Source organism: Mesorhizobium sp. M1050, from assembly GCF_040318715.1.
Lineage (GTDB): Bacteria > Pseudomonadota > Alphaproteobacteria > Rhizobiales > Rhizobiaceae > Mesorhizobium.
Genome location: NZ_JAMYMV010000090.1, coordinates 1 through 20,907 on the forward strand (window position 1 = coordinate 1; position 20,907 = coordinate 20,907).

At 61.6% G+C, this 20,907-nt stretch carries 19 protein-coding genes and 2 pseudogenes; 18 read left to right on the forward strand and 3 right to left on the reverse strand.

Going from position 1 to position 20,907, the window contains the following annotated elements:
• The 8 genes and pseudogenes from NKH57_RS30080 to NKH57_RS30115 form a co-directional block, all read left to right on the forward strand.
• Window positions 1-495: FixH family protein (locus NKH57_RS30080; protein WP_352949757.1), on the forward strand; the 495-nt coding region annotated here is incomplete at its 5' end.
• Window positions 492-2,775 (forward strand): annotated as a pseudogene (locus NKH57_RS30085) (cation-translocating P-type ATPase). The gene NKH57_RS30080 and the pseudogene NKH57_RS30085, both read left to right, overlap by 4 nt.
• Window positions 2,772-2,942, forward strand: a complete 171-nt coding sequence (gene ccoS, locus NKH57_RS30090; protein WP_023689417.1) for a cbb3-type cytochrome oxidase assembly protein CcoS — start codon at window positions 2,772-2,774, stop codon at window positions 2,940-2,942. The pseudogene NKH57_RS30085 and the gene ccoS (NKH57_RS30090) overlap by 4 nt, the downstream one beginning before the upstream one ends.
• A gap of 66 nt (window positions 2,943-3,008) precedes the next feature.
• Entirely contained in the window at window positions 3,009-3,707 is a 699-nt protein-coding gene (locus tag NKH57_RS30095; RefSeq protein WP_352949759.1) for a CBS domain-containing protein, read from the forward strand.
• 171 nt (window positions 3,708-3,878) lie between these two features.
• Window positions 3,879-3,995 (forward strand): cbb3-type cytochrome oxidase assembly protein CcoS, encoded by a 117-nt coding sequence (gene ccoS, locus NKH57_RS30100; protein ID WP_084025756.1) that lies wholly within the window; start codon window positions 3,879-3,881, stop codon window positions 3,993-3,995.
• A gap of 198 nt (window positions 3,996-4,193) precedes the next feature.
• On the forward strand, window positions 4,194-4,274 hold the full coding sequence (gene ccoS, locus NKH57_RS30105) for a cbb3-type cytochrome oxidase assembly protein CcoS (RefSeq protein WP_352949773.1): 81 nt from the start codon (window positions 4,194-4,196) through the stop codon (window positions 4,272-4,274).
• A gap of 418 nt (window positions 4,275-4,692) precedes the next feature.
• A complete protein-coding gene (ubiM, locus tag NKH57_RS30110) occupies window positions 4,693-5,874 on the forward strand; it encodes a 5-demethoxyubiquinol-8 5-hydroxylase UbiM (protein ID WP_352949761.1) in 1,182 nt (393 codons plus the stop codon).
• Window positions 5,875-6,167: 293 nt separating this feature from the next.
• Window positions 6,168-8,078 carry a putative bifunctional diguanylate cyclase/phosphodiesterase gene (locus tag NKH57_RS30115; RefSeq protein ID WP_352949763.1) on the forward strand — a complete coding sequence of 637 codons (1,911 nt, stop codon included), beginning with the start codon at window positions 6,168-6,170 and terminating at the stop codon, window positions 8,076-8,078.
• A gap of 94 nt (window positions 8,079-8,172) precedes the next feature.
• Here the strand turns inward: NKH57_RS30115 and NKH57_RS30120 are convergent, their stop codons facing one another.
• The gene (locus NKH57_RS30120) at window positions 8,173-8,454 is read right to left on the reverse strand and encodes a DNA -binding domain-containing protein (protein WP_081731037.1); all 282 of its coding nucleotides are present in this window, start codon (window positions 8,452-8,454) and stop codon (window positions 8,173-8,175) included.
• A 104-nt stretch (window positions 8,455-8,558) separates the two neighbouring features.
• Between NKH57_RS30120 and NKH57_RS30125 the strand changes: the two genes are divergently transcribed.
• The 8 genes from NKH57_RS30125 to rlxS all read left to right on the forward strand — a co-directional run bounded on the left by NKH57_RS30125 (window position 8,559) and on the right by rlxS (window position 15,599).
• Window positions 8,559-8,792 (forward strand): helix-turn-helix domain-containing protein, encoded by a 234-nt coding sequence (locus NKH57_RS30125; protein WP_023735803.1) that lies wholly within the window; start codon window positions 8,559-8,561, stop codon window positions 8,790-8,792.
• A gap of 539 nt (window positions 8,793-9,331) precedes the next feature.
• A complete protein-coding gene (locus tag NKH57_RS30130; RefSeq protein ID WP_352734906.1) occupies window positions 9,332-10,294 on the forward strand; it encodes an ArdC family protein in 963 nt (320 codons plus the stop codon).
• A gap of 358 nt (window positions 10,295-10,652) precedes the next feature.
• A complete protein-coding gene (locus NKH57_RS30135; protein ID WP_352734908.1) occupies window positions 10,653-10,802 on the forward strand; it encodes a hypothetical protein in 150 nt (49 codons plus the stop codon).
• Between the two features lie 655 nt (window positions 10,803-11,457).
• Window positions 11,458-11,781 carry a DUF736 domain-containing protein gene (locus NKH57_RS30140; RefSeq protein ID WP_023762782.1) on the forward strand — a complete coding sequence of 108 codons (324 nt, stop codon included), beginning with the start codon at window positions 11,458-11,460 and terminating at the stop codon, window positions 11,779-11,781.
• Window positions 11,782-11,951: 170 nt separating this feature from the next.
• A complete protein-coding gene (locus tag NKH57_RS30145; protein WP_023735797.1) occupies window positions 11,952-12,221 on the forward strand; it encodes a helix-turn-helix transcriptional regulator in 270 nt (89 codons plus the stop codon).
• Window positions 12,218-12,766 (forward strand): S26 family signal peptidase, encoded by a 549-nt coding sequence (locus NKH57_RS30150; protein ID WP_352734910.1) that lies wholly within the window; start codon window positions 12,218-12,220, stop codon window positions 12,764-12,766. Before NKH57_RS30145 ends, NKH57_RS30150 begins: the two co-directional genes overlap by 4 nt.
• A 17-nt stretch (window positions 12,767-12,783) precedes the next feature.
• Entirely contained in the window at window positions 12,784-13,440 is a 657-nt protein-coding gene (locus tag NKH57_RS30155; protein ID WP_502905948.1) for a lytic transglycosylase domain-containing protein, read from the forward strand.
• A gap of 188 nt (window positions 13,441-13,628) precedes the next feature.
• Entirely contained in the window at window positions 13,629-15,599 is a 1,971-nt protein-coding gene (gene rlxS / locus NKH57_RS30160) for a relaxase/mobilization nuclease RlxS (RefSeq protein ID WP_352949767.1), read from the forward strand.
• A 419-nt stretch (window positions 15,600-16,018) separates the two neighbouring features.
• On the opposite strand, the gene NKH57_RS30165 is transcribed toward rlxS, so the two are convergent.
• Window positions 16,019-17,665 (reverse strand): MFS transporter, encoded by a 1,647-nt coding sequence (locus NKH57_RS30165; protein ID WP_352949769.1) that lies wholly within the window; start codon window positions 17,663-17,665, stop codon window positions 16,019-16,021.
• 536 nt (window positions 17,666-18,201) lie between these two features.
• Complete coding sequence (locus tag NKH57_RS30170; protein ID WP_352734918.1) at window positions 18,202-19,347, reverse strand: trans-sulfuration enzyme family protein; 1,146 nt, start codon at window positions 19,345-19,347, stop codon at window positions 18,202-18,204.
• Between the two features lie 89 nt (window positions 19,348-19,436).
• Between NKH57_RS30170 and NKH57_RS30175 the strand changes: the two genes are divergently transcribed.
• Window positions 19,437-20,081, forward strand: a complete 645-nt coding sequence (locus NKH57_RS30175) for a helix-turn-helix domain-containing protein (protein ID WP_352949771.1) — start codon at window positions 19,437-19,439, stop codon at window positions 20,079-20,081.
• A 48-nt stretch (window positions 20,082-20,129) separates the two neighbouring features.
• Window positions 20,130-20,767, forward strand: a pseudogene (locus NKH57_RS30180) (FMN-binding negative transcriptional regulator).
• Window positions 20,768-20,907 lie beyond the last annotated feature (140 nt).

Sequence of the window (20,907 nt, forward strand, 5' to 3'; positions counted from 1 at the left end):
AACGCCACCACGCGAAAATCCCGCGAATTCACCGGCAGGCACATGTTGGCGATTATCCTTGCCTTCTTCGGGGTGGTCATCGCGGCCAATCTGACGATGGCGACGCTTGCCAACACGAGCTGGACCGGCCTGGTCGTCGAAAACACCTATGTGGCGAGTCAGGAATTCAACAGGAAGGCCGAGCAAGGGCGCGTGCAGGCAGCCCTCGGCTGGACCGGCAAGCTGACCATCGCAGGGGGCGAAGTCCGCTACAGCCTTACCGACGCCGCCGGCAAGCCGGTCCCCTTGCATCGCGTCAAGGTGCTGTTTCGCCATCCCGCTTACGAGAAGGAGGATGAGGCCATCAAGCTCGCCCTCGCCTCGGGTCAGGAATTCGCCGCCCTGCACACGCCGAAGGATGGTGTCTGGATCGTTGAAGTCGACGCCGATGCCGGCCTGAAGGAACCTTATCGTGACGTGCGCAGGATCATGATTTCCCATGGAGCGCTGAAATGAGCTGCTGTGCGCCGGGCGCCGAAATGGCGCTGGATCTGGTCGGCGCCACCTCGGTCTTGCCATCCAGCCAGGAAATCAGGCTGGCGAGCCGATCGCTTGGCGATGATCTTCGTCAGACCGACCTTTCCGTACCGACTGTTCACTGCGGCGCCTGCATCCAGACCATAGAGACGGCGTTGGGAAAACTCGATCACGTCGAGGCCGCTCGCGTCAACCTGTCAACGAAGCGGCTATCGGTCCGGTGGCGCGGGAGCGAGGTTCCACCCTTCGTCACCGTGCTGGAGCGGCTAGGTTATCAGGCTCACCTGTTCGAGACCGAGATCGATGCAAAGGACAAGACGCTCTCGGAGCTTATCCGCGCCGTCGCTGTTGCGGGCTTTGCGGCGGGTAACATCATGCTGCTTTCGGTCTCGGTGTGGTCCGGTGCCGAAGGCGCGACACGCGACCTGTTCCACTGGGTCTCAGCGCTGATCGCCATCCCCGCGCTCGCCTTCGCCGGCGGCATCTTCTTCCGCTCGGCCTGGAATGCGTTGCGCCACGGCGGCATGAATATGGACGTGCCGATCGCGGTCGGGGTCTCGCTCGCTTACGCAATGAGCCTCTACGAGACGATCAACCATGGTGACCACGCCTATTTCGACGCGTCGGTGTCGCTGCTGTTCTTCCTGCTGATCGGCCGGACGCTGGATCACGTCATGCGGGAGCGCGCCCGCACCGCCGTGAAGGGCCTGTCGCAGCTGGCCGCGCGTGGCGCCATGGTGCTGCGCGCCGACGGCGCGCGCGACTACCTGCCGGTTGGCGAGATCGAACCGGGCATGCTGTTGTTGATCGCCGCCGGCGAAAGAATCCCTGTGGATGGCAAAATTGTGCGCGGGACATCGGACGTCGACTGCTCCCTGGTCTCCGGCGAGAGCACGCCAAGTAGCGTGGCGCCGGAAGACACGGTGCAGGCCGGCGTCCTCAACCTTACCGGTCCGCTGACGATAGAGGCCACAGCCGCCGCGAAGGATTCGTTCCTGGCGGAAATGGTTCGGCTGATGGAGGCCGCCGAAGGTGGTCGCGCCCGGTATCGCCGTATCGCCGACCGCGTGTCGGCACTCCACGCGCCCGTGGTTCATCTCACCGCCTTGGCAACGTTCCTGGGCTGGATGGCGGTGACTGGCGACTGGCACCGGGCGATGACGATCGCCATCGCTGTTCTCATCATCACGTGCCCCTGCGCGCTTGGCCTCGCCGTTCCAATCGTTCAGGTGGTGGCCGCACGGCGCCTGTTCGAGCATCATGGTCAAGGACGGCTCGGCCATGGAGCGCCTGGCAACGATCGATACAGCCGTGTTCGACAAGACCGGCACGCTCACGCTTGGCCAGCCCAGGCTCGTCAACACGTCCTCGATCGATCCCGCCATGCTGGCAATCGCTGCCGACTTGGCCGCGCATTCGCGTCATCCATATTCAAAGGCCATAGCCGGCTTTGCCGCGCCTGGCGGGCAGCGCAAATTCGATGCCGTCACCGAGCATCCGGGATTCGGCATCGAGGCCGTTGCCGCCGGAAACATCTGGCGGCTGGGTCGACGCGGATGGGCTGGATGGAAAGCCCGCACCGGCGGCGAAGGCCTACATGGCTATGGCGGGACAGTCCTGACGAAAAACGGGATGATTGTCGCCTCCTTCGTTTTCGAGGATGCGCTGCGTGTCGACACCAGGGCGGCGATCGAGCGATTGAACGATGCGGGGGTGTCGGTGCGGATGCTGTCGGGGGATACGGCGGGCGCCTGCGGCGAAGTCTCGAAAATGTTGGGTGTCGATGACTTCGTTCCTTGCCTGTTGCCGTCCGGCAAGGTTGAACGCATCGAGAGCCTGGCGAGAAACGGGCACAAGGTTTTGATGGTTGGCGACGGGCTCAATGACACGCCGGCGCTGAGCGCTGCGCATGTCTCGATCGCACCCGCCACGGCCGCCGACATCGGCCGCAATGCCGCCGATTTCGTATTCCTGCGTGAAAGCCTCGCGGCAGTGCCTCTCGCACTGGACGTCTCGCGCAAGGCGGGAAGCCTGATCCACCAGAACATCGCTATCGCCATCGTCTACAATGCGGTCGCCGTTCCGATCGCCATTCTGGGCCATGTTACGCCTCTCATCGCGGCGGTCGCGATGTCTGCCTCGTCATTGCTGGTGATTGGAAATGCAATGCGTCTGCAAGGCTTCGCAACGGGTGCGCCGTCCGAAACTGCGCGGCAGGACAGGCCCACGCGGGCCGGCGCCTTGGCCCGATCCTCATGACGACGCTCGCCTATCTCATTCCGGTGGCGCTGTTCCTTGGCGCACTCGGCCTGTCCGGCTTCCTGTGGGCGTTGAGAAGCGGCCAGTACGACGATCTCGATGGCGCGGCGGAGCGCATTCTTATCGACCGCGACGACTGCGCGGAGAATCCTCCTCGTTCCAAGTGACTTAGATCAAAGCGCCGCGCGTCGGGATGCCCCATCGTCGTTCGACGTAAGATCAGGAGGGTGAGGATGCAAGCCGAAGCCATCATGACGAAGTCAGTCATCACGACGGATGCGAACGCGACGATCCCTGAAGCGGCCGAGCTCATGCTTTCAAACAAAGTCAGCTGCCTGCCGGTAACGGACAGCGACGGTGCCCTGGTTGGCATTGTAAGCAAAAGCGACTTCTTGCGCCGAGAAGAACTTGGGACCCAGCGTGTGCGTCCGCGCTGGCTGGAGTTTGATGTTGGCCCGGGCACAGTCGCCGAAGACTATGCGCGCTCGAACGGACGGATCATCCATGAGGTGATGACCACAGCCGTCATTTCGGCGTCCCCAGGCGCCTCAATTGCACAGATTGTCAACTTGATGATGCAACACCGCATCAACAATGTGCCGATTGTCGATCGGGAAAGGGTCGTCGGCATCATCACGCGAACTGATTTGCTGCTTGTCCTGATCCGCGCCATGTCAAAACAGGGCACCACGCCACCCGATGACGACCTGATCCGCAAGGCTATCCTTGCCGAACTGCAGCCACAAACCTGGAGCGGTGGTGACTTGATCGATGTGAGGGTCAGCGACGGCGTTGTCGAACTGAAGGGGACGATTGTCGACGAGCGTCAACGGAAGGCAGCGATCGTTGCGGCTGAGAAGGTTGCCGGCGTCGGGCAAGTCAAGGACGGCCTCCTCCTCAGTACGGATCCGTTCTCGGTGATGGTTTCATAGCTGCGAAAAAAGCGGGGACGCGGAGCAGAGTCCCTTTGGTTCTGCTCCCTTCCCAATCACTTGGACATGAGGCCGTCGGCGAGTTCCTTCGGCGTCTAGCGCCCGTTATGGTCGGAGAGCACGCTGTCGGCAGCAAGACGCCCGTCCTGACGGAAATGCGATGGCCGCTGCCTGTTTTGGTGGGGCTTGGACCGGGGCTTCCTGTGGATCTTGAAGAGCGGCCAATACGAAGATCTCGACGGCTCCGCCGAGCGGGTCCTTATCGATCGGGAAGAGCCGCGAGGCTGAACCGGTTGGCGGCGCCAACGACTGTGCGGATGCTGGTCGTCAGTCGACCGAATCTTTGCTGGCGATTGCCCGCGTCATGACGATATCGGCGCGCGTGCGAAGAACGGATCAGCCACAATACGTTGCCGAACCTTTGGGTAGGAGGGGCACGCGATTGGGAAGCCGACCATTCAGAATGCCTAGACATGCAGACGTTGGATCTTGAAGAGCGGCCAATACGAAGATCTCGACGGCTCCGCCGAGCGGGTCCTTATCGATCGGGAAGAGCCGCGAGGCTGAACCGGTTGGCGGCGCCAACGACTGTGCGGATGCTGGTCGTCAGTCGACCGAATCTTTGCTGGCGATTGCCCGCGTCATGACGATATCGGCGCGCGTGCGAAGAACGGATCAGCCACAATACGTTGCCGAACCTTTGGGTAGGAGGGGCACGCGATTGGGAAGCCGACCATTAGAATGCCTATACATGCAGACGTTTTCGCGGCAATCGACCACTCGACCGTGAACCCGCTGTTGCCGGGTTTGTCGAGCCTGGTTGATCCAGATCAGCGTTATCTCTTCAACGGCGTGGTTTCATTGACCCGTCTCTGAACGGAGAACGCATGTCTATCGACGCTGGGGAGATGAGCGGCAAACCGTGGGTGATTGCGATGCTTCAAGAGCGCTTCGTATCGCAGATAGCCGCTATGGCGGCACGCTGATGGCCGGCTGTGTGGAAACATTCGACATCATTGTCGTCGGAGCTGGGCCGGTCGGGCTTGCCTTCGCAGCATCGCTCGCCCAGAGCCAACTCAAGGTGGCAGTGGTTGAACGACAGTCGCTCGACAGCCTGGCGAATCCGGCTTTCGACGGTCGCGAGATCGCGCTGACCCACGCATCAGTGAGAATCCTGCGCGAGCTCGGCGCCTGGGATGCCATCCCCGCATCGGACAAATCACCGCTTCATGGCGCGCGCGTGCTCAACGGATCGAGCCCTTTCGCCCTGTGCTTCGATGCTCTCAGCCGATCTGGGGAACCACTCGGATTTCTGGTCCCAAATTGTCGGATCCGCGATGCCCTGTTCAAAATTGTCTACTTCCAGGACCATGCCCGGCTGCTGTGCGGCAACTCGGTCGTCAATGCAACAAATAGCGAAGACGAGGCGGTCATAACGCTTTCTGATGGCAGGCAATTGGCCGCTCGGCTGCTCGTCGCAGCGGATTCGCGTTTGTCCGCGATGCGCAACCTGCTCGGCATTGGCGCCAACATCTATCCGCTTGGCCACTCCATGCTGATTTGCCGAGTGAGGCACGAGCGCTTCCATCACCAGATCGCGGTCGAATGGTTCGACCACCATCAGACCATCGCGATGTTGCCGCTCATGGGAGGCGTGTCGTCGCTGCTTCTGACTTTGCGCTCAAGTGAGGCCGACAGACTGTTTGCTCTCGATGACGAATTGTTCCTCATGGAATTGATGAACCGGTGTCGAGGACGCCTCGGGCAGATGACCCTGGCAAGCACCCGCCATGCCTATCCGCTGGTCACGACCTGGGCGCACAAGTTCTCGGCTCCGAGTGCGGCACTGATCGGAGACGCTGCCATCGGCATGCACCCGGTGACCGCGCATGGCTTCAACATCGGCCTCAGCGGCCAGAAGCAACTCGCTCATAAAATACTGACAGCATGTCGCGCCCGCCGCGACATTGCCGATCCCGACATGCTCGGCAGATACGAAAGCCGGCTGCGGCTGTCGGCGGCGCCGCTCTATCATGCCACCAACATGCTTGTCGGTCTTTACTCAAGCGAGCACCCGGCGGCACGGCTTGCAAGACATGCTGGGCTCCGCTTTGCCCAACATCTTCCCTTTGTCCGCCATGGCATTTCGGCGATGCTCAGGCGGTGAATCGCACAGAGCGCTGCCGCTCTGGAGCGCTGTCTCGGCGCGGCTTCTTTGTCTTGCTGGCGCGCGGCGTCGCGGGCAAGGCTGCTTCCTGGTGACGTTGCCGATCATGGCATGATTCGGATCAAGGCACGCGCGCGGGCGAAACCTTGATGATTCGGCAATGCTAAGCCAAAGGTGTGACCCGAAGCATGGTGAGCGCACTGGTTACCCTCGCTGGGTAGTTAACCCGTCCTTCAGTGGGCTTGCATAGGTGTGGTCCTCGCGAACAACGACGGAAGCAAGCTGGTCCATTCATGGCACCCCTAAAGGAAGAAGAATCGCTGGAGGCCAAAATCTGTCAGGATCAGCTTGCTGACCTGAGGGCCGGGCTCTTCGTGTCGATGCCGATAAGCGCGATCCTGTCAGGCCTGATTTGCGCGGTGCAGGCCCTTTCTGGCGGCGGCTTTGCCGCTGCAAGCTGGTTCCTGGTCGTCAATGCGCTAAATGCCGCCCGGCTTGCACTCGCCCGTTTTCAGCTAAAGGAAACGGGGCGCCATCAGGATTTGCTTGGCGTTTTGCCGCGGCTTCGCATGTTTGGCTTCCTTGCCCTTCTGGCAGGGTTTGCATGGTCCTTCCAGGCCGTCCTGACTGTTGGGTACACGACACCTCAAGCACCGATGCATCTGGTCATACTGGCGGGCATTTCCGCTGGTGCGGTTACATATGGCAGTTCGTATGCCGCGGCGGCGACCAGCTTCATCACACCTCCACTCCTCATCACGGTGGCGTGCCTTTTGGCGAAAGGCAATTTTGAACGCTACATTCTGGCTTTCACCGTTCTGCTCTTCATGGGCGGCTTGGTCCGAGCTTCGTTTGTTGGGCAGGCGCGCTTCCGCGAAGCAAGCCGCCTGAGACATGAGGCAGAGCGATTTGCGTCGGAAATGGAGCGCAACTCCAGGGAGGACCATCTGACCGCCCTTCTCAACAGGCGGGGCCTTGAAGACGCTATCGGTCGGTTCGAGACCGCGGATGGCCCTTTCGTGGCAATGCTGATTGATCTGGACGGGTTCAAATCCGTCAACGACACCTACGGTCACAGGACCGGTGATGAACTGCTTGTCATGATCGCCCGCCGCATAGAGCAGGAAGCACCGGAAGGCTCAACGCTCGCTCGTATCGGCGGCGATGAATTCGTGCTGGTTTTTCCCTCGACGAGAGCTTCTCTTTCTGCCAGTGATCTCGCCTCCAATATCATAGCCAAAATTGCTCGCCCCTATATCGAGGTCGCGTCCGTGCGGGTCGGGGCATCGATAGGGATATACTTGGCGCAGACGCCGAGCCTGACTGAAATGTTGTTGCGGGCGGATATCGCCCTGTATACGGCCAAGCGCCATGGCATGAACGAATTTTGCCTGTTCGATGCCGAACTCGACAGGGAACTGCAACGTCGCCAGTCGATCGAACGGGATCTTCATTCGGCGATAAAGACGGGAAGATTGCAACCTTGGTTCCAGCCGATCGTGAAACTCGAAACCGAGACCGTGGTCGGTTTTGAAGCCTTGCTGAGATGGTCCCATCCGACGCATGGTGCCATCTCTCCACCCGAAATCATCACGGCCGCACGCGAAACCGGAATGCTTCAGCTGCTGACGCAAACCGTATTCGCCGACTGTTGTGCTTTTATCGACGGCTTGGTGAAAGCTGACTGTCGTGACATTCGTGTGGCGATGAATGTTTCCCCTCGCGAACTGGAAGCCGGCGATATCGACGACATGGTTCTGGAGGGTCTGGCGGCAAGAGGCCTGCCTGCGACGATGTTCGAAATCGAGATTACCGAAGAATCGCCGGTGGACCCGGACAGAGTGGATGAAAAGCTCGGACGGCTTTCACATGCCGGTATTTCCATCGCGCTCGATGACTTCGGCACCGGCTTTTCTACCTTGGCATCTCTCAAGGACCGTCGGATACGCAAGGTGAAAATAGACCAGGGCTTCATTCGCGGCTTGGCCAAGTCCCGAGAGGACCGACTGCTTGTCAAATCGGTCATCGAACTCGGTGACATGCTCGGGATCGAGGTCATGGCCGAGGGCGTCGAAACAGAGGCTGATCGGCAAACCCTGCACAAGCTTGGCTGCCGAACCGCTCAGGGCTTCCTCTTCTCCAAGGCTGTGCCTTTGATGCAAGCACTGGAAGTGGCAGTCAAACAGCACGCGAACCAGTTGTGACCGCTCCCGCCGCGCCGGCCGTCGCGGCCGTGCGCTGCCGAATTTGGCTACAGAGACTTGCCTGCTCGAAACACGTGGCAGTGGGCGTTGTGCATCAGCCGGCGAACAGTTCCTTGTAGCCGGTCGTCACCATCCAGTTCGCACGGTCGATATGGCTGCGAAGAGCTTTGCGGGCGCGGACCGGGTCAATGGACGGGTCGATGCCGAGAATGCGCTCGGCCATCTCCTTTTCGCTGGCATTGTCGGCGCAGGCATCCAGGATCCGCAGGTAGATCGTGAAATGCTCCCTGTCGTAGCTCGTGAGGTTCTCCGACCAGGGGACTTCATCGCTCAAAGTTGAGCTTCGAGTCTCATCTGTTCCCATTGGTCCATTCATGCCTGCGAACCTCGCCTGTGAGCGCACGCAGTATATCCCAAAATGGGATAATCCGAAACCGGGATTAGTCGCTGATCCGGTCTTTACCCGACCGGTTCGCCTCCATGCCCAAATCCCTTCGATCGCCCCGCCACCAGCGTTTTCTGGCCCAGCTGGTTTCGCTGCGCAAGGCCAAAGGCCTGACCCAGGAGCAGCTGGCTGACAAGCTTGGTCGTCCCCAATCCTTCGTGGCCAAGTACGAGGGCGCAGAGCGGCGTCTCGACGTCATCGAGTTTCTCGACATAACTGCGGCCATTGACGCTGATCCGTGCGAGATTCTGTCCAGCCTCCGGTCCTAGCGGGCGCGCCGCATCTATCATGATCCGGACAGGAATATTGTCTAGGACAATGCCTCAATTTGTTGAAAGGCGAGCGCTGGTTTTCGGAGGAAGCCGCGCGCACGGCGGCGGTGCCTTTGGGTTCTCGACGTAACTGCGCCGCCTGACCAATGTGCGAAAAAACTTGGCGCGCGCCCGCGCGCCTGACGACGCGCACCAGGTGCTCGTGAACCGAGCCCGCTTTTCTTCGGCAAGCTCAGGCGGTCTCGGCCATTCGGCTTCGCCCCTTGGCGTGGGCAGCCCTTCGGGCTGTGACGGCCGCCGCCCTTGCGGGCGGCGCGGTTTGTCTGTTGGCCTTTCCCGGTGGCGCGGGGCGGGCGGCACTCCCTTCTAGACCCGCTGCGGCAGCCCGCAACCCTTCGCGTGCCGCGCAGGGTCCTCCTCTTCGTTCCGGTCCTTCGGATGCGGTCCGCCTACTAGGCGGGCCCTTCCGGTCGCGACTCGCCGCCCACCCCGCTTCCGGGGAAAGGCGCGGCGATTGGTGAGCGGAGGATGAAACGATGCATGCAAACAGCAAGCGTACCACCAGCGGAGAGGCTGGCGCAGGCAAGGGCAGGCGCCCGGGCGCCAGCCTTTATCAAGAGATCACCGACCGCATCATTGCCGAGCTGGAGCGCGGTACCGTGCCATGGGTCAAGCCATGGGGCAGCGCAAAAGCAGGCCTCGGCCTGCCGAGGAATGCGTCCACGGGGCGCAGCTATTCCGGCATCAATATCCTCATCCTGTGGGGCGCCGTCATCGAGCGCAGCTATCCCAGCCAGAATTGGCTGACCTTCCGGCAGGCGCTTGCCCTGGGCGGCAATGTCAGGAAGGGCGAGCGCGGCACGACCATCGTGCATGCCGACCGCTTTGTCCCCAAGGACGAGAAGGAGCGCGCACGCCACGAGGGCGATGCACCACAGGCCGTGCCTTTTCTGAAGCGCTTTACCGTCTTCAATGTCGCGCAGTGCGACAATTTTCCGGAACACCTCCATGCCCCCGCCGAGCCGCTGCCTCAGTGCGAGATCGTGCCGCAGGCCGAAACGCTGATTCGCGCCAGTGGTGCGGATTTCAGGGTCGGCGGCGATCGCGCTTTCTACATGCCGGGCAGCGACCACATTCAGGTGCCGCCGCAGCCAGCGTTCCATCAGCAGATCGACTATTACCGGACCTGCTTTCACGAGCTTGGCCACTGGACCGGCCACCCGACGCGGCTTGCTCGCGACCTCTCCGGCTCGTTCGGCTCCAAGGCTTACGCGCGTGAAGAATTGGTCGCCGAAATCACTGCCGCCTTCGTCTGCAGCAATCTCGGCATCGAGCCGACCGTGCGTCACGCCGATTACATCGGCTCATGGCTGAAGGTGCTGCGCGAGGACAACCGCGCTATATTCCGTGCCGCCAGCCTCGCTTCGAAGGCCGCCGATTTCCTGCTTGGCCTTCAGGCCGATGCCGAAGGCGAGGCGCAAGAAGGGATTGCGGCATGACGATGCACCATGCTCAACTGGCCGACGCCGCAAAGCGAGCAGATGCCCATTTCTGACGGCGCCGGAACTCACCGGCCCGATGCTGAACTATGCCGATCTGCATCGCCAAGGTGCGCCCCGAGCCGCAGCGCGCAGCCAACGAGTCAGTGACTGCCAGCCTTGCCGGCTGCAAGGCTGACGCCGCATTCGGCAATATGCGGCACAAGCTGTTGGCCCTGCTCGGATCACCGGACCGAGAATAGCGTGGTGGCCGGCGGCAATCGCGACCCCTTGCTGCCGCCGGCATGTTCGCGCGCAAGGTGGGCGCTCTGCGACGACAATATCGTGCGCGTCGTGGGCATATGGTGGCAACCGGACGATGCCTTTTCGATCGCTGCGCGACGAGGAAATCGCCGATTCGATGCTCACCGAGATCGGCTTCAAGCATGTCGCCGACAGCAATTTCGCCTGGAAGGACGAGTCCCAAACCGAGACTACCCTGGCGTCGAGAATGGCCGCTTCAGGTTGAGACCTGGCTGCCGCGCTGGGTGAAATTCCCGGCCGAAAGCTACACCAGCCGCGAGGCCTTCCTATTCGCCGATCTGTGCGCAAGGAAGCAGTCGCTGTTCGTGCGCGAATAGTCGATCAGGGCCCGAGCGGCGTTTTCTCGAGTACTGCAGCTAAGGACGCGCGCGCCGCTCCGGGCCGCGCCGGCTCCGATTGATCGTCTTGCCGAGCCAGTGCCGCGTGCGATAAATTCCAACGCCAATTCGCCCCATTTCGGCAGCCCCGCACCGCCCGCATTACTTGCTGAGGCGCCAGGCGCGTGGGTCCAATTGCCAATCCGATTGCCGAGAGAGCCCGCGCCGCCGGCCCCCCGCATATTGCCGCCTGCTCGTTGTGCCCCCGATCGCGCAACCTGTCTCCATTGTGTCTCAGGGACCATTCCCCTGCGCCTGGCTTGACGACCTATGGGCGGATCCGGCCCGCCCGAAACCCTCGCCGGCAGCTTTTTTCCCCGCCGCCTGCGGCGGCTTCCTCGCGCCGCTTCGCTTCAAAAAAGCTCCTCGCTCGGGTCCTCCGCTATCGCTGCGGCCGTGCCGGTTCCGGCGGTCCGGACGCGCCCATCACGGTCCGCCATCGCAGGGGAATGGTCCCCTGCGAGCACCAAGAGGAGACTGAAAATGACCGCAATCGGATACGTCACCAAACAGGAAAACGGCGGCTACAAGGGCCAGCTCAAGACGCTCAGCGTCCGCGCCGACATCGACATCGTGCCCAATCAGGCAAAGAGCGCCGACACCCATCCCGACTTCCGGGTGCTGACGCAAGGGGTCGAAGTGGGTGCGGCCTGGATCCGCACCGGCGAGACCTCCGGCAAGGACTATGTGAGCCTGTCGATTGCGGCCCCCGAGTTTGGCCCGCGCAAGCTCTACGCCAATCTGGGCCGCGCCGCCGGCCAGGATGACGACGACACTTACGCCATCATCTGGAACCCGGTCGACTGACCGGCCGACCCGCAAAGCCCTGCGCCGCCAACCGGCGCAGGGCCTCTCTCAGGACCCGTGAGGCCGCCGAAGGGGGCGGCGAAAACTCGCCCCCCACTCTTCGCCCGTCCCCAAAACGATCTCGCTCGCCGATCCTCGCCTCGCTTGCCCGTAACGAACCGAGGATCATCATGGACGACGAAAACGAACGCGCAGCCCGCGCCAAGAAGGGCAGTCCGTTTCTCAACACCGCGCAGGCGGCCTTCTATATCGGGCTGTCCCAGCGCACGCTGGAGAAGATGCGCCTCAAAGGCGGTGGCCCACAATTCCGCAAGCACGGCCGCTATGTCCGCTATCACATCGACGAACTCGACGACTGGTCGAAGGGGCACGCGCAGGAGACCGCGCCCGAGGATGGCGCGCACGAATCCGGCTCGGCCGGTGAGGGAGGCCGCTCATGAGCCGGCGTCCCACCATCCGTCTGATCGGCAGCCATCTGCGGCGCATTCGAGCCCGCAAGACGATCGTCGTTGCCACAATCGGCCTTGGCCTGATCGGCTTCGCCGCCTTCGGCAAACCATCGCCTTGGCTGGTCTGGAACGCCTCGGCGAGTGCGCCGGTCGGCCTCTATCGCGTCGCATCCGGATCGCCCGCTCGTGGTGATCTCGTACTCGTCCGCCCACCAAGACCGGTCGCCGATCTCGCCGCCGAACGCTTCTATCTGCCCAGCAACGTGCCGCTGGTCAAGCGCCTTGCGGCGCTGCCCGGCGAGCATGTCTGCACCTTCGGCGACGCCATCATCATCGGCGGCGAGATAGCCGCGCGCCGGCTTGCAACCGACACGCAGCACCGTCCGCTGCCTTGGTGGAATGCATGCCGAAAACTCGCCGCCGACGAGGTTTTCCTGCTCGGCAGCGATAAAGATCGCTCGTTCGACAGCCGCTATTTCGGGCCGGTGCCGACCGAAAACATCATCGGGAGGCTCGTGCCGCTATGGACCGAGTGACCCTCCTTATGCTGAGCATGGCGTGTCTCGCACCATGCTCCTGTTCCGCCGCGACCAACACGAAGCCGATCGTCATCTCCCATAGTCCGCAGCTTGCAAGATGGCAGCCCTTCGTAGCCGAAGCAAGCCGGCGTTTCAGCATTCCACAGACCTGGATTTATGCCGTCATGGATGCCGAAAGCCGGGGGCAGACGACGCTCAATGGGCGGCCGGTCACGTCGAGCGCCGGCGCCATTGGGCTCATGCAGGTGATGCCAGGCACCTACGAGGAGTTGCGCACAGAGCTCGGCCTGGGAGCCGCCCCGCACGACCCTCGCGACAACATTCTGGCAGGCACTGCCTATCTGCGCGCCATGTATGACCGCTTCGGATTTCCAGGCCTGTTTGCAGCCTATAACGCCGGGCCGGAGCGCTACGAGCAGCATTTGCAGCGCGGGCGACCGCTGCCTAGCGAGACGGTTTCGTATCTGGAAGAGATCAAGGCGGCGGGCATTTCGGCCGCCGATATGGACGCGCTCACCGGCAAATCCCGTTCCAAAAGCGCGCCGGAAATCCCGTCCGGGCAGTCGCTGTTTTTTCTCCGAAACGGTGTTTCCGTGACCGGCCCGAATGGCCAACTCCTGGTGCCGCTCGGATCGGAGCGAGCAAGGTCAGGCCGGCCGGATCGCAGGTGAGGGCAGCGGCTACCGTGGTTCGGGCGGGGGCCAGGGGGGGCAGGTGCGCGGAAGGCAAGATAAAGGCAGCGCCTCCTGGAGGCCGCGAAGTCTTTGTCTGCACATCGTTTTCCCAGGAGGTTGCCTCCGGGTCCAGGAGGGTCTGGCGGGCAAGCCTCTGATTTCGCTGCTGGTTCATCGGAGGCCGCATGCAGGATGACGAATTCACGCCGAAGCTCGGCAAAATTGGCTGGCGCGGCTCGAAGGCGGGCAAACGCTACGCCGGCCAGATGCAGGCCGCGGTCAACCGAGCAGGCGGCAGGAGCGGACGCGGCAGCCGCTTCATCGGAAGCCGGGTGGGGCGCGGCGGGGCTGCTGCCACAGTTCTTAGAGCGCGCGACCGCCACGCGGCGTTTCGGCAGCGGCGCGCAGTCGTCAAGGCACGCATCGTCAAGCTGGCCGGCAAGGGAGTCGACGGGGCTCGTGCGCACCTCCGCTACCTCCAGCGCGACGGCGTCACCCGGGAAGGCGAGCGTGGCGAGCTCTACGCTGCCGACAATGACCACGCGGACGGCAGGGCCTTTCTCGATCGCTCGAACGGTGACCGTCATCAGTTCCGCTTCATCGTCGCCCCTGAAGACGGTATCGAGTATGATGACCTGAAGCCGCTCACCCGGCGCCTCATGGCGCAAATGGAAGAAGACCTCGGCACCAGGCTAGACTGGGTGGCCGTCGACCATTTCAACACCGGCCATCCTCACACCCACATCATCGTGCGCGGCAGGGACAATCACGGCGAAAACCTCGTCATAGCGCGGGACTACATCTCCTCTGGCTTGCGCGAGCGCGCAGCCGAACTGGTTAGCCTCGACCTTGGCCCGCGCACCGACCGCGAGATCGAGCAGCGCTTGCGCCAGGAGATGGAGCAGGAACGCTTCACCAGCATCGACCGGCAGCTGATGCGCATGCGCGACGATGAGGGGTGTGTCTCACTGGCCAGCCGAGACACCTTTCGCCAGACGCTGCACCAGGGCCGCCTGCGCAAGCTCGAGCGGATGGGCCTCGCCGAGGAGATGCCTGCGGGTCGCTGGCGCCTGGAGGATGAGCTCGAAGCCACGCTACGCCGCATCGGCGCGCGCGGCGACATCGTCAAGACCATCCATCGCGAGCTGACCGGCAAGGGGCTCGTCCGCAGTGCCGCCGACCATCTTATCCACGATCGATGCGACGGGTCGGCTCAAACCGTGGTCGGACGTGTCGTCGGGCGCGGGCTGGCCGACGAAATCACTGACCGCCATTACCTCGTCGTCGACGGCGTGGACGGCAAAAGCCACTATTTTGATATCGGCAAAGGCGAGGCCACCCAACCGACACCAGAGGGCTGCATAGTGCGGGTCAGACCGAGGGACACCGGGCCAAGAAAAGTCGACCGCACAATTGCCGGCATCGCCACGGTCAACGACGGGCGCTACAGCATCGATATACATCTCAAGCATGACCCCTCGGCCACCGAACGCTTTGCCGAAACGCACGTGCGGCGACTGGAGGCGATCCGCCGTGCGACCGGTGGCGTCGAGCGCGAGCCGGACGGCACATGGACAGTCGCGCCCGACCATCTCAACCGCGTCGCGGATTACGAGCGTCAGCGAGCGAGGGCCCAGCCTGTTGTCGTTGACAAGCTCTCATCAATGCCGCTGGAGAGCCAAGTAGGCTTCGACGGCGCCACCTGGATCGACCAGGAGCTGGTATCAGCCCACCCTGAGTCCTTGCGCGACTCTGGCTTCGGTCGCGAAGTACGTCAGGTCCAGGCCCGCCGACAGCAGTGGCTGATCGCGCAAGGTCTTGCCCATGATGCGCAGGATCGGGTCATCTATCGCGCCAACATGCTTTCAATGCTGCGCCAACGAGAGCTGAACCGTGTTGCCAGTCAGCTCTCGGACGAACTCGGGCTCTCGTATTCTGAAGCGCAGCATGGCAATCGAATAGACGGAACGCTGCGCCGCTGCGTCGAGCTCGCCGGCGGAAAATACGGTGTCATCGAGAAATCGCGCGAGTTCACGCTGGTGCCTTGGCGGCCGGTGCTTGAGCATCATATCGGCAAGGAGGTGTCTGGCGTGGTGCGCGCCGAGGGGATTTCCTGGACGATCGGACGCCAGAGGAGCGGGCCCGGCGTTTCGTGAATGGCTATAATTTATTTGTCCGCGTTGAAACAGGTTCTCAGCCCAGACGGAGTTCCTCCGCTACCGCCTTCAACTCACCGGAGAAAGCATGCGGAAACAGAAGGCTCGCGCCCACGCTCTTGACGCAGCCGCAAACACCTGAATCAATAACAAGGTCGGTCGAAGCGGCCGCTCATGATCGCGTGAAATACCTGCTCACGATCAAATGAAAGTTGCGCTCACCATCACGTGAAATGGCTGCTCACGATCAGCGAAATGCGCAGGCAGAGGGGGTGTCGGGCTGAACATGGACCCGTGATGGACATAATTGCCACGCGAATCTTCATGTTCCCCTAACCGGCCGGAACGATTTCCGGGCAGGCTCAACAAATTAAGGAGTAGCTCGTTCCGTGTCCAAGCCCAGACAAGTCTTGGTTTTCTCACGGGCGCGATACAAAAGGCACAGGCTGGACTTGGCTGCCGGAGGCGGGGCTTGTCGACCGCTCGATGGAAAGTGAGATGCGAGGCGGAGAATCACCCATGTGCAGAGCGGCAAGGCGCTCGCCTACCTCCCTGTCATTCACCGTTAGCCGATGGTTTAGACGAAGATAGTCCGTCCATGTCGGCGTGCGGAATGTCTCGGTCCAAAGCGTCGACTTCTGAAGGTCGCGCTGGAGGGTCCAGTCCCGCGCACCGGCGCGGCTCTGAACGCGCCGCCTTTCGCGCATGCAGCTCAGAAATTCATCGATACTCTCCTCGAGTATCGAGTACTCCACCTTGATCACGATCGGACCGCTCCTGGGCTTCAAAGGGAGGGCCAGTTCTGGTGGCCTGAAGTCGACGGCCGCTTGATCCGATTCCTCCCATAGCCGCACCGGCAATAGCTTTCCCACAGCCGCGACCAGCAACAGTGCCGCTGCAGCACCTTCCAAAGCCGACGTCAGCGAATAGTACTGCGCGACAGCACCCCAGATCCAGCTGCCCGCTGCCATGCCGCCGTAGGTCAAGGCGTAATAGATGGACAGGGTGCGACCAACGACCCACCTTGGGCTTGCCAACTGCACACACACGTCGGTTCCGGTCCAGGTGACAACCCAGCCAGCGCCACCGATTGCAAGCGCGATCGCCGCCACAGCCACCGACGATGTGAGGGCCATCAAAAGGCAGCACGTTGCGCAAGCAACGGATGCGAGCGTGATCAATCGGTTCTGGGACGTGATGCGTCTCAAGTAGTTGCTGCCAATGCCGGCCATGAAGGCGCCTGTACCGAAGCCGGCCAATAGAACGCCGTAAACAATTGGCCCTCCCGCCAGATGGTCGCGAACCAGGAGGGGGAGCAGAGCAAGGATCGAGATGCTTGACAGCCCGAACAGGGTTGCACGCACAATCGCCACTCTGATCTCTGAGGATATTGCCGTGAATCGCATGCCATCATGAATGGCCGTAGTCATTCGCTCGCGCGGAAGAGGCGAAGAGCGAACTTGCCACTTTGAGCGCAGAACAGCGCTCAACGGAACCAGGTCACTTAGCGCAGCGAGGGCGAAAGCGGTAAGGGGGCCCAGCAAAGCTAAGATTACACCGCCCAGCGCCGGTCCTATGCTGCGAACCACGTTGTACCCCACCGACATCAGCGTCACTGCAGCGGGTATGTCGCGCTTTTCCAGGATATCGCCTACGGACGCGTGCCATGCTGGATCGTTCAAGGCAAAGCCGCATCCGGCCAAGAAACTCAGTCCCAGGATCAGCCATGGACTAACAAAGCCCAGTCCCACCGCGAGTGCCAGCGCCGTGGATGCCAGTGCGATAAGGCAGTGTCCGGCAAGCATCACGCCGCGGCGGCTGAAGCTGTCTGCAATGGCTCCAGCAAGGATCGACAAGAAGAACGCAGGCAATGTCGATGCAGCCTGTACGAGCGCAACCATCAGATCGGAGGCTGAAATCGTGGCCATGAGCCAGCTTATAGCCACGCTCTGCACCAGCCAGCCAAGGCTGGATATCTGCGTGGCTGTCCAGATAGAACGAAAGACCGGGTTGTGAAGAGGGATCAGTGTGTTTGCCGCAAGGCGCGGAGGATCTTGACGCCGCATCACTTCTTCACCTCCACTGGGTGTCGTTCTTCCGCTCATTTTGCTTACAGCGGTGCGCTCTCTGCACAGACTGCGTCACAACGAAGTTCCGAGATCGCGCTCGCAACAAGGACAATGTCGCATCCACGGTGCTGATGCGCGTTCAGGTACCAACCTGGCCGTTAGCTGATGGGTCCCGCAGCCCGCTTGGTGCGGTCAGTTCTGCCCTGCGACTCTTGACTTTGGACGGTGCTAGCGCCCCGATGGCCGGCTTGTCAAACTGCCGTAGTGCCAGCACATCCATCCCATCTGTTGACCGCGATCTCCGACGAGGTCGAGCAGCAGTAGGTCAACGGCAAATCTGGGTATTTCCGCTTCCGGTCGAGCGCGTAGCCATCGTCCGGACACCCGAAGACGTTCATCACCCATGCGACCACGCGCCGGAGACGATGCGACACGGCGGTAGCGGTTCACCAGAGGACGTGCGTTCTACTCAGCAGGAACATTGTTCTGCCGATCGTCGGCTGCGCCAGCCGCCACGTAAAGCGGCGCCAGCGTCATTGGACTCCCGCTTTGCAGGTTTCGCCTAGGGCCTGCATCAGGTCATCGATAATGTCCTGAGGATGTTCAAGCCCTACAGAAATTCGCAGCAATCCGCCTGGCGCTTTGGACTTCGCACCTTCGACGGATGCGCGATGCTCTATCAGAGAATGCGTCCCGCCAAGGCTTGTCGCCCGGACAACAATCTTCAGGCGGCCGGCCACGGCCATTGCAGCATCGGCTCCGCCCTCGACGATAAAGGATAGCATCGCTCCGTAATGGCTCATTTGCCGCGTAGCAAGATCGTGTCCCGGATCAGTTTGCAAACCAGGAAAGAGCACTTTTTCCACGCGCGGATGAGACGCTAGGGCCTCGGCCACTTTCTGTGCGCCTTCGCAATGGGCGCGCATGCGGACAGGCAATGTCTGCAGGCCCCGCAACGCCAGCCAACAGTCGAAGGGCGCTGCGACGCTGCCCTTGTGTTTCTGGACCATCCGCAATGGGCGACCGAGGGGTGACGCGTTTGGGACAATGACGACACCGGCCATCAAATCCGAGTGGCCGCCAATGTACTTTGTCGCCGAGTGCATCACCGCGTCTGCCCCGATTTCGAGTGGCAGTTGAAGCACTGGGGTGGCCCACGTATTGTCCACCACCGCCAAGGCGTCTGCCTCGTGCGCGATTGCGCAGATGGCCGCAATGTCGACAACGCGGATCATCGGGTTTGACGGCGTCTCGACCCAGACGAGGCCAGTCCGCTTCGATGTCACTGCGGCGCGCAAAGCGTCCAAATCGCGCATGTCGACGGCGGCAAAGTCGAAGCGAGACCCAATGTCGGTCTCTTCGATCAGCGAACGAATGCCGAAATACATGTCATCCGGCAGAACGATCCGATCCGCCGACGGATGGCTCTCAAACACTGCAGCGATTGCGGCCATGCCCGACGCGAAGGCGATGCCGTGTTCCCCTCCCTCGAGCGTGGCCATGGCCGCCTCGAACGCATTGCGTGTCGGATTTCCATCCCTTGTGTATTCGAAGCCGGACGGAAATGACCCGTTGACACCGCGTTCGAACGTCGTGCTGGTGTGCAGCGGCATGGATACGGCCCCCGTGGCCGCGTCGACCCCTCGGCCGCAGTGGATCGCCTTCGTCTCAAAACGCATCGGTTATTTCCTTCCTAACGGGCAGTTGCAATTTCGCCCCGGTCATTATACTGACCGCAATAGGTGAGCCGAGGTCCTAAGTCAATATAATGACCGATGTTACGACAGCGATGGGTTCCGAGCAGGTGCTTGGCAAAGCGATAGCGGTTCGAATCCGAGACTTGAGGCGCGACCAAAATCTGACCCTGGATCGACTGGCAAAACTGAGCGGGTTGTCCAAGGGAACCGTCGTCTCGCTGGAGCAAGGCAAGGCGAACCCCAGCATCGGCATACTTTGCCGACTGGCGGCGGCGTTTTCGCTCTCCGTGGCCGATTTGCTGAATGACGATGCTTCTACAGTTCGCCTTCCTATTGAGCGGACAGAGACAAGGACACTTTGGACAAGCGCCAAAGGAAGCTTTGCACAACTTCATTCATCGACCTCGGGACGTACGATGTTCGAATTGTGGAGCTGGGTCATTATGCCGGGCGACGTGTTTTCCGCAGACGCTCATAGTCCGGATACGCGTGAGCTGATCTCGGTGACTCAAGGGTCCCTGAGTGTCGTGGTGGGTACCCATGCAGTAATTTTGAGCCAGGGCGAGAGTGCGCGGCTTGTCACTGACCAACCGCATTCATACGCGGCGGCATCTGATGTGCCCGTCCACTTCTCGATGGCGGTTCTTGAGCGTGGTGGACGGCGAGGTCCGGGCCCCTCGTCGACGGCAACGAAGATGCCTGGGCCCGCTCCGTAATTTTCTTCGATCACCAACAAACGCCCACTCACGACAGGAGAAATACCGTTGTACGTTCCGCCCCATTTTGCCGTACACGATCAGAACGCCCAGTTTGACCTTATCGAGAGACACCCGCTCGGCATCCTGGTCACCCAAAGCAAAGGCATCCTCGACGCGAACCACGTCCCCTTTGAGCTCGACCGCTCGAAGGGAGACAAGGGCGTCCTCAATTGTCATGTTGCCCGCAAGAACCCAGTCTGGAGGAAGTCGCCAATGGCGATGAGGTTCTCGTAATCTTCCGTGCGGCCGACGCTTACATCTCGCCGAACTGGTATCCGAGCAAGCATGAATTCCACAAGCAGGTGCCGACGTGGAACTATCTCGTCGTCCATGCCCACGGACGCATCACTGTCCGGGATGATGAGCGGTATGTGCGCCGCAACGTGGCGAAGCTCACTCACATGCAAGAAACCTCGCAGCCGGTCCCATGGAAGATGGGCGACGCGCCGAAGGACTTCATCGACACGATGGTCAAGGCAATCGTCGCCCTGGAGATCGAGATCACCGGCCTGGTTGGAAAATCAAAACTCAGCCAGAACAAAGAGGTGCGCGACATTCAGAACCCTGGTGAAATGCTGCGTGCCCAAGGGACCATTGCGATGGGAGAAGCGATGCTCGCGGCTGCGGCGGCCAAATCCCAATAGCATGTGTCTTGTCCCGACAAAGCCGCTGGTGACGGCTTCCGACGGGTCACCTAGCTGTGAGCTTTCAGAGGGTTGTCCATTCGGACCGGACCGAGGAGACTGGAGTTACCAAGCTGCAGCACTCACCGGAGGGTCCGAAT

Excerpts from the sequence above, each read along its gene's own strand:
- ccoS (WP_023689417.1), top strand. The coding sequence starts at position 2,772 with ATGACGACGCTCGCCTATCTCATTCCGGTGGCGCTGTTCCTTGGCGCA.
- NKH57_RS30095 (WP_352949759.1), top strand. The coding sequence starts at position 3,009 with ATGCAAGCCGAAGCCATCATGACGAAGTCAGTCATCACGACGGATGCG.
- ubiM (WP_352949761.1), top strand. The coding sequence starts at position 4,693 with ATGGCCGGCTGTGTGGAAACATTCGACATCATTGTCGTCGGAGCTGGG.
- NKH57_RS30115 (WP_352949763.1), top strand. The coding sequence starts at position 6,168 with ATGGCACCCCTAAAGGAAGAAGAATCGCTGGAGGCCAAAATCTGTCAG.
- NKH57_RS30120 (WP_081731037.1), bottom strand. The coding sequence starts at position 8,454 with ATGAATGGACCAATGGGAACAGATGAGACTCGAAGCTCAACTTTGAGC.
- NKH57_RS30125 (WP_023735803.1), top strand. The coding sequence starts at position 8,559 with ATGCCCAAATCCCTTCGATCGCCCCGCCACCAGCGTTTTCTGGCCCAG.
- NKH57_RS30130 (WP_352734906.1), top strand. The coding sequence starts at position 9,332 with ATGCATGCAAACAGCAAGCGTACCACCAGCGGAGAGGCTGGCGCAGGC.
- NKH57_RS30135 (WP_352734908.1), top strand. The coding sequence starts at position 10,653 with ATGCCTTTTCGATCGCTGCGCGACGAGGAAATCGCCGATTCGATGCTC.
- NKH57_RS30140 (WP_023762782.1), top strand. The coding sequence starts at position 11,458 with ATGACCGCAATCGGATACGTCACCAAACAGGAAAACGGCGGCTACAAG.
- NKH57_RS30145 (WP_023735797.1), top strand. The coding sequence starts at position 11,952 with ATGGACGACGAAAACGAACGCGCAGCCCGCGCCAAGAAGGGCAGTCCG.
- NKH57_RS30150 (WP_352734910.1), top strand. The coding sequence starts at position 12,218 with ATGAGCCGGCGTCCCACCATCCGTCTGATCGGCAGCCATCTGCGGCGC.
- NKH57_RS30155 (WP_502905948.1), top strand. The coding sequence starts at position 12,784 with ATGGCGTGTCTCGCACCATGCTCCTGTTCCGCCGCGACCAACACGAAG.
- rlxS (WP_352949767.1), top strand. The coding sequence starts at position 13,629 with ATGCAGGATGACGAATTCACGCCGAAGCTCGGCAAAATTGGCTGGCGC.
- NKH57_RS30165 (WP_352949769.1), bottom strand. The coding sequence starts at position 17,665 with ATGCGGCGTCAAGATCCTCCGCGCCTTGCGGCAAACACACTGATCCCT.
- NKH57_RS30170 (WP_352734918.1), bottom strand. The coding sequence starts at position 19,347 with ATGCGTTTTGAGACGAAGGCGATCCACTGCGGCCGAGGGGTCGACGCG.
- NKH57_RS30175 (WP_352949771.1), top strand. The coding sequence starts at position 19,437 with ATGACCGATGTTACGACAGCGATGGGTTCCGAGCAGGTGCTTGGCAAA.